Source organism: Mycobacterium sp. NGS40, from assembly GCF_059812735.1.
This window is the reverse complement of sequence record NZ_JCALDG010000002.1, coordinates 81,640-94,122: the sequence shown is the minus strand read 5'-3', so window position 1 is coordinate 94,122 and position 12,483 is coordinate 81,640. Positions and strand designations below refer to the sequence as shown.

General features: G+C 68.0%; 11 protein-coding genes. 5 read left to right on the top strand and 6 right to left on the bottom strand.

Annotation, left to right across the window (positions count from 1 at the left end):
• The first annotated feature begins 94 nt into the window (after window positions 1-94).
• Window positions 95-748: a hypothetical protein gene (locus tag AC5Y5O_RS03915; protein ID WP_500023854.1), complete on the top strand. Its 654-nt coding sequence runs from the start codon at window positions 95-97 to the stop codon at window positions 746-748.
• A 60-nt stretch (window positions 749-808) separates the two neighbouring features.
• Here AC5Y5O_RS03915 and glnA read toward each other — a convergent pair whose 3' ends face one another.
• On the bottom strand, window positions 809-2,245 hold the full coding sequence (glnA, locus tag AC5Y5O_RS03910) for a type I glutamate--ammonia ligase (RefSeq protein ID WP_096288699.1): 1,437 nt from the start codon (window positions 2,243-2,245) through the stop codon (window positions 809-811).
• 233 nt (window positions 2,246-2,478) lie between these two features.
• Between glnA and AC5Y5O_RS03905 the strand changes: the two genes are divergently transcribed.
• Complete coding sequence (locus tag AC5Y5O_RS03905) at window positions 2,479-2,895, top strand: RDD family protein (protein WP_096288697.1); 417 nt, start codon at window positions 2,479-2,481, stop codon at window positions 2,893-2,895.
• Window positions 2,896-2,901: 6 nt separating this feature from the next.
• Here AC5Y5O_RS03905 and AC5Y5O_RS03900 read toward each other — a convergent pair whose 3' ends face one another.
• From AC5Y5O_RS03900 to lipB, 3 genes are read right to left on the bottom strand one after another with little or no spacing between them, the layout of a single operon-like run.
• Window positions 2,902-3,654 carry a DUF4191 domain-containing protein gene (locus AC5Y5O_RS03900; RefSeq protein ID WP_500023851.1) on the bottom strand — a complete coding sequence of 251 codons (753 nt, stop codon included), beginning with the start codon at window positions 3,652-3,654 and terminating at the stop codon, window positions 2,902-2,904.
• Window positions 3,655-3,697: 43 nt separating this feature from the next.
• Window positions 3,698-4,636, bottom strand: coding sequence for a lipoyl synthase (gene lipA, locus AC5Y5O_RS03895; protein WP_500023849.1), 939 nt, complete (start codon window positions 4,634-4,636; stop codon window positions 3,698-3,700).
• Window positions 4,633-5,322 (bottom strand): lipoyl(octanoyl) transferase LipB, encoded by a 690-nt coding sequence (gene lipB, locus AC5Y5O_RS03890; protein ID WP_500023847.1) that lies wholly within the window; start codon window positions 5,320-5,322, stop codon window positions 4,633-4,635. Before lipB ends, lipA begins: the two co-directional genes overlap by 4 nt.
• 188 nt (window positions 5,323-5,510) lie before the next feature.
• Between lipB and AC5Y5O_RS03885 the strand changes: the two genes are divergently transcribed.
• Together AC5Y5O_RS03885 and AC5Y5O_RS03880 are read left to right on the top strand one after the other, a co-directional pair.
• The gene (locus tag AC5Y5O_RS03885) at window positions 5,511-6,107 is read left to right on the top strand and encodes a hypothetical protein (RefSeq protein ID WP_500023845.1); all 597 of its coding nucleotides are present in this window, start codon (window positions 5,511-5,513) and stop codon (window positions 6,105-6,107) included.
• A 313-nt stretch (window positions 6,108-6,420) separates the two neighbouring features.
• Window positions 6,421-7,791 carry an HNH endonuclease signature motif containing protein gene (locus AC5Y5O_RS03880; protein ID WP_096288689.1) on the top strand — a complete coding sequence of 457 codons (1,371 nt, stop codon included), beginning with the start codon at window positions 6,421-6,423 and terminating at the stop codon, window positions 7,789-7,791.
• 4 nt (window positions 7,792-7,795) lie between these two features.
• Here AC5Y5O_RS03880 and AC5Y5O_RS03875 read toward each other — a convergent pair whose 3' ends face one another.
• Both AC5Y5O_RS03875 and sucB read right to left on the bottom strand, forming a co-directional pair.
• The gene (locus AC5Y5O_RS03875) at window positions 7,796-8,707 is read right to left on the bottom strand and encodes a TIGR01777 family oxidoreductase (protein ID WP_500024121.1); all 912 of its coding nucleotides are present in this window, start codon (window positions 8,705-8,707) and stop codon (window positions 7,796-7,798) included.
• Between the two features lie 15 nt (window positions 8,708-8,722).
• Complete coding sequence (sucB, locus tag AC5Y5O_RS03870) at window positions 8,723-10,519, bottom strand: 2-oxoglutarate dehydrogenase, E2 component, dihydrolipoamide succinyltransferase (protein WP_500023843.1); 1,797 nt, start codon at window positions 10,517-10,519, stop codon at window positions 8,723-8,725.
• A 197-nt stretch (window positions 10,520-10,716) separates the two neighbouring features.
• Between sucB and AC5Y5O_RS03865 the strand changes: the two genes are divergently transcribed.
• Window positions 10,717-12,483: an SDR family oxidoreductase gene (locus AC5Y5O_RS03865; protein WP_500023842.1), complete on the top strand. Its 1,767-nt coding sequence runs from the start codon at window positions 10,717-10,719 to the stop codon at window positions 12,481-12,483.

Here is a 12,483-nt window from a genome sequence, read left to right as displayed (position 1 = left end):
GCGATTACCAACTGTCGAAAACTCCGCGATGTCGCTGCCTGGTTTTGTTGTGCGAGATACGTTTTCGCGCAAAACATACAGCGAAGGATCGCACATGAGTCACGCGTCGCGTTGTCGCACCGTCGGCCTCGGGTTGGCCGCTGGGTCCGTATTGGCCGCGGGTTTGATCACGGTGGCACCCATCGTGTCTGCCGACGGGACCGCGCAAGCCATCGCACCCGCGGCCCCGGCGCCGTTCCCGGCCGATCCGGTCACGAAGAATCCGCCGCCTGCGACCGGCACCGCGCCGCCGGTTACCGCGCAGTCAGCTCCGCCGCCGGCCGCTGAGCCGACCCAAAAGGGTGGTCAACCCGAAGGGCAGGCCACTCAACAGCAGGCGACGACGCAGGCCCAGCAGCCGCAGGGGCAACCGCAACAGCAGCAGGCGACACAGCAGCAGGCCGCGCCCGCGACTCAGACACCGAAAGGCGCTCCGCCACCGGCCGAGGCGGCCGAGGCCTCTCCGCAACCCGCGGCGCCGGCCCCGTCGCGGCAGGCTCCCGATGGCTCCGGTCCGCTCGCGGGCAATGGTCCCGGCTCGGGCCCCCTCGCCGGTGACGGCCCCGGTCCCGGCGCTGGCGAGGGGGCCGGTGGCGGTCCAGGCCAGGGGCGGTTGGGCTCGGGTCCCGGTGCGGGCGCCGGCCCGGGCGGCGGTGGTCCCGGTCCCGGCGCCGGTCCCGGGCGACGAGGCGGCATCGGCAGGAATTGACCCGCATCGACGACAACACCCGCGCGGCGATTGCCACGCGGGTGTTGTCGTTAAGCCGACTCAGACGTCGTAGTACAGCGCGAACTCGTAGGGGTGCGGCCGGATCTGGACCGGCAGAATCTCGTTCTCGCGCTTGAAGTTGATCCACGTCTCGATCAGGTCGGGCGTGAAAACGCCTCCCTCGGTGAGGTATTCGTGGTCCTCTTCCAGCCGGTCGATCACCGCGGACAGCTGGGTTGGCGCCTGCGGGATGTTGGCGGCCTCTTCGGGCGGCAGCTCGTAGAGGTCCTTGTCGACCGGCGCCTGCGGCTCGATCTTGTTCTTGATGCCGTCCAGGCCGGCCATCAGCATGGCGGCGAATGCCAGGTACGGGTTGCCCGACGAGTCGGGGCAACGGAACTCCAGGCGCTTGGCCTTCGGGTTGCTGCCGGTGATCGGGATACGCACACACGCCGACCGGTTGCGCTGGCTGTAGACCAGGTTGATCGGCGCTTCGTAGCCGGGCACCAGCCGCTTGTAGGAGTTCACCGTCGGGTTGGTGAACGCCAGCAGCGACGGCGCGTGGTGCAGCAGTCCGCCGATGTAGTGGCGCGCGGTGTCCGACAGGCCGGCGTAGCCGGTCTCGTCGTACATCAACGGGCTGCCGTCCTTCCACAGTGACTGGTGAGTGTGCATGCCGGAGCCGTTGTCACCGAACAGCGGCTTGGGCATGAAGGTGACGGTCTTGCCGTTCTGCCAGGCGGTGTTCTTGACGATGTACTTGTACAACTGCATGTCGTCGGCCGCGTGCAGCAGCGTGTTGAACTTGTAGTTGATCTCGGCCTGACCGCCGGTGCCCACCTCGTGGTGGCCCTTCTCCAGGCTGAAGCCGGCCTTGATCAGGTTCGACAGCATCTCGGCGCGCAGATCGACGTAGTGGTCGACGGGGGCCACCGGGAAGTACCCACCCTTGGGGCGCACCTTGTAGCCGCGGTTGGGCGAACCGTCGTTCTCGCTGGGCTCGCCGGTGTTCCACCAGCCGGAGATCGCGTCCACCTCGTAGAACGAGCCGTTGGTGCGCGAGTCGAAGCTCACCGAGTCGAAGATGTAGAACTCGGCCTCGGCGCCGAAGTAGGCCGTGTCGGCGACACCGGTGCTGATCAGGTAGTTCTCCGCCTTGCGGGCGACGTTGCGCGGGTCGCGCGAGTACGCCTCCAGGGTGAAGGGGTCGTGCACGAAGAAGTTGAGGTTCAGCGTCTTGTGTTCGGTGAACAGGTCGATCTGCGCGGTCGCGGGGTCGGGCAGGAGCAACATGTCCGACTCGTGGATCGACTGGAAGCCGCGAATCGACGAGCCGTCGAAGGCCAAGCCGTCTTCGAAGATGCTTTCGTCGAAGAACGAAATCGGAATCGTGAAGTGCTGCATGATGCCGGGCAGGTCACAGAACCGGACGTCGACAAATTCGACGTTTTCGTCTTTGGCGAGTTTGAAGACGTCATCCTGCGTCTTTTCCGTCACTGATTGCTCCTTTGCTTGGTAATCCGCGGCCTGACGCTATGAAGGTGATGTTGCCCGCCCATCAACCCCGTGTTGCGCGGAGGTTACGTGACCACGCGTCCCACAGATCGGAGTGGAGCAACGGCGGGTTCTATTGTGAGGCCCATGGACCGCAAAATCGTATCTGGTCGGCCGCGCGGGCGCAGCAACCCGTCCCTGCCGTCGGCGGCCGGCTCCGACGCGACGAAGGGGCGATGATGCCGGAGTCGCGCCCGGCGTATCCCGGCGAGACGCTCGGCTTGCCGAAGAGCGGCCCGGGCGCATTGGCGTCGATGGGACGCCGGCTGGCCGCATTGATGGTCGACTGGCTGATCGCATACGGTCTGGCGGCGCTGGCGATGGCGTTCGGCATGTTCTCCGAACGGATGTTGTCGACGGCGGTGTTGGTGATCTGGTTTCTGCTCGGTGTGGTGGCGGTGCGGCTGTACGGGTTCACCCCGGGTCAGCTGGCGCTCGGCCTTCGGGTGACCGCGTTGGACGGACGCCTGGGTGTGGGCCGCGTGGCGGCGCGCGGGCTGCTGGTCGCCCTGGTGGTGCCGGCGTTGTTCACCGACTGGGACGGGCGGGGCATTCAGGACCGGGTGACCAACACCGCCGTCGTCCGGCGTTAGACGCGCCTACTTGCGGCGCACCGTCCGCTGTACGCCGCGCATTTTGCCGGCGCCCGGCAGCGGCCCCTTCGGCATCACGGCTGCCCCGGCCCGCGACCCGAGCGCAGTCAGCCGCGACTCCAGGGTGTCCATCTGCTTGACGCTGATGTTGGCCGGCAGCTTGGTCAGGTGACGCTCCAGCTTGGACAGCGGTACCTCGCCCTCGCCGTTGCCGACGACGATGTCGTAGATCGGGACGTCGCCGACCAGTCGCGCGGTGCGCTTCTTCTCTTGCGCCAGAAGCGGTTTGACGCGGCCCGTTGCCCCTTCGCCGACCAAGATGACGCCCGGCCGGCCGAGCACCCGGTGCACCGCGTCCAAGTGGCCGGTCGCGGCCACCCCCGGCGTGACCCGCCACTTGCCGCGCAGGTTGTCCAGCACCCAGGCCGCCGCACCGGTTTGCCCCTCGGCCTGGCGGTAGATCGATTTCTGGGCCCGGCGCCCGAAGATGATGAACGCCACCAGCGCGCCCAGCACCACGCCGAGCGGGATCAGGGTGAACATGGTGAACCCGCCGACCAGCACACCGACCGTCGTCGAGACGGCCACGATCAGGACGAAGGCGCCGATCATGTAGGGGAGCAGGCGCTTGTCCTGCTTGCGCTGCACGTTGAACGCCTGCCACAGCTGACCGCGGCGCTCCTTGGCCGCGGCCTTGTGTTCGGCGGCCGCCGCTGCCCGGGCGGCTTTGTTCTCGGCGGTGGTGCGGGGTTTAGCCATAATCACCAAGGATACGAGGCGCCACGCCCGTGATGGCCTCGAGTTACCCCAGGGCGTCGGAGGCGCGGCCGCGTACCACCTGCTCGTAGAGCCGCCCGGCCCGATACGACGATCGCACCAGCGGCCCGGCCAGCACCCCGGCGAAGCCCAGCCCCTCGGCGTACTGCGCGAACTCGTCGAACTCCGCGGGCTTCACCCAGCGCTGGACCGGGTGGTGGCGCGCCGACGGGCGCAGGTACTGGGTGATGGTGACGATGTCGCAGCCGGCGTCGTGCAGATCGGCCAGCGCGGTGCGCACCTCGTCGGGCGTCTCGCCGAGGCCGAGGATCAGGTTGCTCTTGGTGACCAGTCCGTCCTCGCGTGCCGCGGTGAGCACGCCCAGGCTGCGCTGGTAGGTGAACGCCGGCCGAATCCGCTTGAAGATACGTGGGACCGTTTCGACGTTGTGCGCCAACACTTCTGGGCGCGCCGCGAACACCTCCGCCAAGCGGGCGGGCTCGCCGTTGAAGTCGGGGACCAACAGCTCGACGCCGGTCGACGGGTTGAGCTCCTTGATGGCGCGCACGGTTTCGGCGTACAGCCACGCCCCGCCGTCGGGCAGGTCGTCGCGGGCGACGCCGGTGACGGTGGCATAGCGCAACCCCATCGCCTGCACGCTTTCGGCGACGCGCCTGGGCTCGTCGCGGTCCAGCTCGGCGGGCTTGCCGGTGTCGATCTGGCAGAAGTCGCAGCGGCGGGTGCACTGGTCGCCGCCGATCAGGAAGGTGGCTTCCCGGTCCTCCCAGCATTCGAAGATGTTGGGGCAGCCGGCCTCTTCGCAGACGGTGTGCAGCCCTTCGCGTTTGACCAGGCTTTTGAGCTCGGTGTACTCCGGTCCCATCCGGGCCCGCGTCTTGATCCAGGGCGGCTTGCGCTCGATCGGGGTTTGCGCGTTGCGCACCTCGAGCCGCAGCAGTTTGCGGCCTTCCGGAGCGACAGTCACATTGCTGATGCTACGCGGGTGGCGTCGGGTGGCCCCACCGGTAAGACCCCGTCCAGGGCGTCGCACACCGCCGCGGCGACGGCCGCGCGAACCTCGTCGACGGTGACGGTGCAGCCGAGTTCGGCGGACAACGACGTCACCCCGGCGTCGGTGATGCCGCAGGGCACGATGGCCTCGAACGCGTTCAGGTCGCAGTCGCAGTTGAGCGCGAATCCGTGCAGGGCGGTCGCCCTGGAGACCCGCACACCGATCGCGGCGATCTTGCGCGCGGGCCGGCCGGGCAGCCAGACGCCGGAGCGGCCGTCGACCCGGCCCGCATCCAGCCCCAGATCGCGGCATACCTTGATCAGCGATTCCTCAAGGCGCCGAACGTAATTCACCACATCCAGGGGCTCGGCCAGTCCGATCACCGGGTAGCCGACCAATTGCCCTGGCCCGTGCCAGGTGATCTTGCCGCCGCGGTCGGTGTCTATTACGGGAGTGCCGTCCACCGGTCGCTCGTGTGGCTCGGTGCGCCGCCCGGCAGTGTAGACGGCGGGGTGCTCCAACAGCAGCAGGGTGTCGCTGCCCTCGGCGACCCTGGTGTCGGCCAGGTCGCGCTGTAGTTGCCAGGCGGTGCGGTATTCGACCGTTCCCAGTTGACGGACGTCGATGGGTGCCGCGCTGGACCGGATGGAGCTTGTCACGTTGGCGAGGTTACGCCCCGGGCGGCGGACCACGAGACACCGATGGATAAATCGTCGCCACTTGTCATTGCAGGCAAGGGGTAATGGCGATAGCTTTCTAACCGGAGTTCGCCGGGTAGGGGGCCTCGACGGACGTCATCGATCAAGGAGTGGCGATGGCCCATCCCCCGCTATATGACGGCGGCCGGTTGCTCGAACTATTCGACCGGGCCGCGATTATCCTTCGCAACACCCAGCAAGGACCGGAGCGATTTGGGCTCGCGGCGTCAGTGCTGTGTGAGTTTTTTCAGACGGTGGTGTCGGACGACAATTTTTGGGGCGTGCTGGGGGGTGTCATTGACGGCCAGCCGGACATCACTGAGATTCTGCAGAGTCTGGACGACTTTGAGGACGACGAGTACCAGCTCCTGGTGGCGGCAGGCGTCGATGAACGGGTGGCCGCAGACTTGGTCCGCAGCCTGAGGCGACAACTTGAGCGATACCGCCCCGGCTCCGCGCCGGCGACCCAAGAGTTGCGGAACGGCATTGACCAAATGGCCGGGGCCGTCTGCAGCGCTCAGAACGAGCTCGCCACGATCCAGCAGGGAAAGGATGGGCGCCGGCGACGGCGCGCGAAGCTCAGGCTCCTCGGTCGCTGTCTGAAGGTCGCGGCGTCGATTGTCACCATTGTCGTCGACATACCGGCGGTGCCAACGCTGGCGGGCATTGGCTCGATAGTTGGTGGAGTGCTCGAGGCGGGGCAACAGGTCGCCGAGCACCTCGCGGAGAGTGAGACCGACGGATGAACGCCGAGACGGCCGATAGCGCGACCGCGCTCTAACAACCATCGCGGTGAATGTATTTGTGCCGCTTATGTTTATCTGTGTTGAACGACAGTAGAAACCCAAATCCCATCGCGACGGTGAGAGATGTACGACTGGCTCCGTGATGCTGGGTAGGCGATTGGATCCTCGACCCAACGATGTCGGGGCGGCCGCGTGCGGCCATATTTGAGCGACGATCGCCGCCAGTGCACACTCGTCAAATCTCTTGTGCCACTTGTGTTTCTGTAGTCACATTGCCGGGTTTTTTGTCGGTGATTGTCGATAGTTTCGGGGTATGAGTTCAGCAGTGGCCATCGACGAGGACGCGGCGTTTGATGCCTTGGACGCGGCCCTCGAGATCGTGCTCGGGTTGGACTCACACATGCTGGACACCCGCGAACGCCTGACGAGGCTGCAACGCTACGAAAACGTGCGCCGACGCCTGTCCGCCGGTGAACACCGGCTGATCAACCAACTCCAGCAGGAAGCCACCCCGGCGGAGTTGGGCGGCAAACTCTCCCATGCCATCGCGGACTGGATCTTGATCAGCCGCGCCGAAGCTGGGAGGCGGGTGCGCGACGCCGCCGACCTGGGCGAGCGGCGGGCGTTGACCGGGGAGCCGTTGGTACCGGTGCTGGCCGCGACCGCCACCGCCCAACGAGCCGGAAAGCTGGGGACCGAACATGTGGCGGTGATCCGCCGCTTCTACCACCAGTTGCCGGGCTGGATCGATATCGAGACCCGCACCCGTGCCGAAGCCGACCTGGCGCGTCTGGCCACCCAGTATCGCCCCGATCAACTCGCCGGGTTCGCCGAACACCTGACCGATTGCCTGAACCCGGACGGCAGTTTCACCGACGATGACCGGGCCCGGCGCCGCGGAATAACCCTGGGCAAGCAAGGGGCCGACGGCATGTCGGCGTTCAGTGGCTGGCTGACACCGGAGGCCCGGGCCACGCTCGAGGCGGTGTTGGCGAAGCTCGCCGCACCGGGCATGTGCAACCCCACCGACGACACCCCGTGTGTCGACGGCGCGCCCAGCCAAGACGCGATCGATCACGATCCGCGCTCCACCGCGCAACGCCATCACGACGGCCTCAATGCCGCCCTGCGCGCGGTCCTGGCCTCCGGAGAACTGGGCCAGCACAACGGGCTACCCGCCACCATCATCGTGTCCACCACCCTGGCCGAACTCGACGCCGCGGCCGGCCAGGGAACGACTGGCGGCGGCACCCGATTGCCGATCAGCGACGTGATCCGCCTGGCCCGCCACGCCCATCACTACCTGACCGTGTTCGACAACGGCAAGCCGGTGGCGCTGTATCACAGCAAACGGCTCGCCTCACCGGGTCAGCGAATTGTGCTGTACGCCAAGGACCGTGGCTGCTCAGCGCCCGGATGCACGACCCCCGGCTACTTCTGCGAAGTCCACCACATCACCGACTACGCCCAATGTCACGAAACCGACATCGACAACCTGACCCTGGCCTGCGGCACCCACCACCGCCTGCTGCAACCGCGCGGTTGGAGCACCCGAAAACGGGCGAACGGCGACACCGAATGGATACCGCCGCCGCACCTCGACCGCGGCCAACCCCGCACCAACACCTACCACCACCCGCAGAAACTGCTCTGCGACGAGGAAGGTGACCCGGACGTCGCGTAGGGCGCTAGTCCTGGTCGCGCCGCGCGGTGGCATAGGCCAGCGCCTCGCCAATGGTGTTGTGGTGGAACTGAAATCCGGCGCGTTCAAGAGCCGACGGGATGGCACGCTGACCGGTCAACAGCCCCTCGTCGGCGAACTCGCCGAGCGCGGCTCGCACCGCGACCGCCGGTAGCAACATCGGGGTCGGACGGTTGACCGCGCTGCCGAAGGCGGTGGTGAACTCGGCGTTGGTCACCGGTGCGGGCCCGGTCATGTTCACCGGCCCGGACAGCGACGGGTGCCCGATCGCGAACAGCAGCGCCCGCACCTCGTCCTCCAGGCTGATCCACGACATGTACTGACGGCCGCTGCCCAGCCGGGCGCCCAGGCCCACCGAAAACAGCGGACGCATCCGGCGCAACGCGCCGCCCGCCGCGGCCATCACCAGGCCGGTTCGGGCCAGCACCACCCGGGCACCGCCGTATTGGGCCGGCAGCGTCGCCGCCTCCCAGTCTTCACAGAGCCGGGCCAGGAAACCCGTTCCCGCGCGGTCGTTTTCGTCGACCACGCGGTCCTTGGTGTTGCCGTAGTAGCCCACGGCGCTGGCGTTGATCAGGGTCTCGACGCCGGCGTCGGCAACCGCGGTGGCCAACACCTCCGTCGGGGCGATGCGGCTGTCGCGCAGGCTCTGCTTGAACGCGCCCGACCACCGGCGCTTGCCGACATTGACACCACACAGGTTGACGACAGCGTCGACCTCGCTGAGCGCGTCGGGATCGAACTGGCCGCTCTCCGGATTCCAGCGCAGCTCATCGGGATTCGCCGGCGTCCGGCGCACTATGCGCAACACCCGATGGTCGGCGGCGCGTAGGGCCGCAGCCAAGGCGGAACCGATCAGGCCGGAGGAACCCGCAATCGCGACGACGGGCTTGGCCAATGTGCTCAAGCCCTTCTAAAGACCTAAGTCGGCCTCGAACGCTCCCTCTTCAAGCCGGTGCTTGACCGTGGTGAGGAATCGTCCGGCATCGGCCCCGTCGATCAGCCGATGGTCGTAGGTCAGCGGCAAGTAGCAGATCGAGCGCACGCCGATCGATTCGTTTCCGCTCTCGTCGACCACCACCCGCGGGCGCTTGACGATCGCCCCGGTGCCCAGCATGGCGGCCTGCGGCGGGACCAGAATCGGGGTGTCGAACAACGCGCCCTGGCTGCCGATGTTGGTGATCGTGAAGGTGCCGCCGGACAGCTCATCCGGTTTCAGGTTGCCCGTCCGGGCGCGCTCGGCGATGTCGGCGATCGCGCGGGCCAGCCCGGCCAGCGACAGGTCGCCGGCGTTGTGGACCACGGGGGAGAGCAGGCCCTGCTCGGTGTCGACGGCGAAACCCAGGTGCTCGGCGTCGTAGTAGGTGATCTCCTTGGAGTCCTCGTTGTAGCTGGCGTTGATGTTGGGGTGAATCTTCAGCGCGTCGATCACCGCCTTGGCGATGAACGGCAGGTAGGTCAGATTCACGCCCTCACGCTCGGCGAACGACGTCTTCGCCTTCGCGCGCAGTCCCACGATCTTGGTCATGTCGACCTCGTGGGTCTGGGTGAGCTGCGCGGTGGCCTGCAGCGATTCCCGGGTCTTCTTGGCCGTGATCTGCCGGATCCGGTTGGCCTTCTGCGTGGTACCGCGCAGGTGGGCCAGCGCCGGTGCCGGAGTCGGCGCGGCCGAGGCCTTGGCCGCCGGTGCGGCGGGAGCCTGAGCGGCCGGAGCGGGGGCCTTCGCGGCCTCTTGCTTGCGCTGCGCGGCGGCCAGCACGTCCTGCTTGCGGATGCGGCCACCGACCCCGGTGCCCTTCACCGAGGCAAGGTCGATGTTGTTTTCGCTGGCCAGTTTCCGCACCAGCGGGGTCACGTACGGGCTGCCGTCACCCTGGGGCTCGGCGACCAGCTCCGACGGTGCGGCCTTGGGGGCTGGGGCCGACTCGGGCGTCGGTTGCGGCTTCGGCGCGGGCGGGGCCTCCGGCGCGGGAGCGGGCTTCGGCGCCGGCGGCGCCTCGGCCTTGGGCGCCGGTGCCGGCTCGGGCTTGGGCTCCGGCTTGGGGGCCGGGGCCGGGGTGGCGGCCGCGGCCGAGCCGCTGCCGATCCGGGCCAGCTCGCCGCCGACGGCGACGGTGTCGTCCTCGTCGGCTGTGATGCTGACCAGGACTCCAGCCACCGGCGACGGGATCTCGGTGTCCACCTTGTCGGTCGACACCTCCACCAGCGCCTCGTCGACCTGGACTGAATCGCCGACCTTCTTGAGCCAGCGGGTCACGGTGCCCTCGGTGACCGACTCGCCGAGCTCGGGCATCAGCACCGGGGTCGCGCTGCCGTTGCCCGAACTCGCGGCCGGCGGAGCGGGTTCGGGCTGACGCTCGGGTTCCGGCTGGGCCTCGGGTTCCGGCTGGGCCTGCGACTCCGGCTGGGCCTCGGGTTCCGGTTCCGGCTCGGCTGCCGGCTGGCTGGGCGCGGCGGAGGCGCCGTTCTCCGAGGCGTCGCCGATGACGGCGAGCTCGCCGCCGACCTCGACGGTGTCGTCCTCCTGGGCGACGATCTTGGTCAGCACACCCGCGGCCGGCGAGGGGATTTCGGTATCGACCTTGTCGGTCGACACCTCGACAAGCGGTTCGTCGAGCTCGACCGTGTCGCCTTCCTGCTTGAGCCAGCGGGTGACCGTCCCCTCGGTGACGCTCTCACCGAGTGCCGGCATTTGGACGGAGAAGGCCATGTCTTTTGACTCCTCGATCGCTCGTGGGTCTGCGCAGGTCAACATCTGACTTACCACACCGCGGTGTCTGCAAGTTGACGTCGAAACTATCCTGTCATTGCCTCCGCGTCGGCACACAACCAGGGCTGACCCGCTTGCTGCGGTGGGCCGAATTGTCAGGGGGCGGTCACGCTAGATCGCGGGGAGGCGGAAGTTCGATGCCGGCAATACAGCAGTTCGTCGACAGCGCGGACGGTGTCCGCGTCGCCGTCCACGAGGAAGGCAACCCCGACGGTCCCACCGTCGTACTGGTGCACGGATGGCCCGACTCGCACGTGCTGTGGGACGGTGTCGTACCGCTGCTGACCCAGCGGTTCCGGGTGCTGCGCTACGACAACCGCGGCGTCGGGCTGTCGGGGTCGCCCAAGAAGGTCTCGTCGTACACGATGGCGCACTTCGCCGACGACTTCGCGGCGGTGACAAACGAACTGAGCCCGGGCGCGCCGGTGCACGTGCTGGCCCACGACTGGGGTTCGGTGGGTATCTGGGAGTACTTGAAACGCCCGGGCGCCGGTGGCCGGGTGGCGTCGTTCACGTCGGTGTCCGGCCCGAGCCACGAGCAACTCGTGGAATACATCTTCAGCGGACTGCGCCAACCGTGGCGCCCGCGTCGGTTCGCCCGCTCGGTCAGTCAGGCGCTGCGGCTGACCTACATGCTTTTCTTCTCGGCCCCGGTGCTGGCGCCGCTGTTGATTCGGGCGGCCTTCTCGGTGCGCGCGCTGCGGCGGATGGTGGTCGATAACATTCCCGCTGAGCAGATCCATCACTCCCCGAACATGGCCGCGGATGCGGCCAGCTCGGTTAAAACCTATCCCGCCAACTACTTTCGTTCGTTCTCCGTGCGCGGCCAACCCATCCACGCGGTCGACGTGCCGGTGCAGCTGATCGTCAACACCCGCGACCAGTACGTCCGGCCCTACGGCTACGACGAGACCGGGCGGTGGGTGCCGCGGCTGTGGCGCCGCGACATCAGGGCCGGGCACTTCTCGCCGATGTCGCACCCGCAGGTGATGGCCGCCGCGGTGCACGAGTTCGCGGACCTGACCGACGGCAAGGCGCCCAGCCGTGCGATGCTGCGCGCGCAGGTGGGCCGTCCCCGCCGGGCCTTCGGCGACACGCTGGTGTCGGTCACCGGTGCCGGCAGCGGTATCGGGCGCGCGACCGCATACGCGTTTGCCCGGGAGGGCGCCGAGCTGATCGTCAGCGACATCGACGAAGCCGCCGTCAAGGAGACCGCGGCCGCGATTGCCGCACGCGGCGGGGTCGCGCACGCCTACGTGCTCGACGTGTCCGACACCGACGCGGTCGAGGCGTTCGCCGAGCGGGTCTGCGCCGCCCACGGGGTGCCCGACGTCGTGGTCAACAACGCGGGCATCGGACAGGCCGGCCAGTTCCTGGACACCCCCGCCGAACAGTTCGACCGGGTGCTCGACGTCAACCTCGGCGGCGTGGTGAACGGCAGCCGGGCGTTCGGGCGGCGCCTGGTCGAGCGCGGCACCGGCGGGCACATCGTCAACGTGTCGTCGATGGCCGCCTACGCCCCCCTGCAGTCGCTGAACGCCTACTGCACGTCCAAAGCCGCGACGTACATGTTCTCCGATTGTCTGCGCGCCGAACTCGACGCCGCCAACGTCGGTCTGACCACGATCTGCCCGGGTCTGATCGACACGAACATCATCAACACCACCCGGTTCGACGCGCCCGCCGGCAAACACGACGACCACGTCGACGGCCGACGGGGTCAGCTGGGCAAGATGTTCGCGCTGCGCCGCTACGGGCCCGAGAAGGTCGCCGACGCGATCTTGACGTCGGTCCGCAAGAACACGCCGATTCGCCCCGTGGCGCCGGAAGCCTATGCGCTGTATGGGGTTTCGCGGCTACTGCCGCAAGCACTGCGTAGCACCGCGCGCTTGCGGGTGATCTGA

Bases quoted from the DNA above. Each gene is read 5' to 3' on its own strand.
- AC5Y5O_RS03915 (WP_500023854.1), top strand. From the start codon at position 95: ATGAGTCACGCGTCGCGTTGTCGCACCGTCGGCCTCGGGTTGGCCGCT.
- AC5Y5O_RS03905 (WP_096288697.1), top strand. From the start codon at position 2,479: ATGATGCCGGAGTCGCGCCCGGCGTATCCCGGCGAGACGCTCGGCTTG.
- AC5Y5O_RS03900 (WP_500023851.1), bottom strand. From the start codon at position 3,654: ATGGCTAAACCCCGCACCACCGCCGAGAACAAAGCCGCCCGGGCAGCG.
- AC5Y5O_RS03880 (WP_096288689.1), top strand. From the start codon at position 6,421: ATGAGTTCAGCAGTGGCCATCGACGAGGACGCGGCGTTTGATGCCTTG.
- sucB (WP_500023843.1), bottom strand. From the start codon at position 10,519: ATGGCCTTCTCCGTCCAAATGCCGGCACTCGGTGAGAGCGTCACCGAG.
- AC5Y5O_RS03865 (WP_500023842.1), top strand. From the start codon at position 10,717: ATGCCGGCAATACAGCAGTTCGTCGACAGCGCGGACGGTGTCCGCGTC.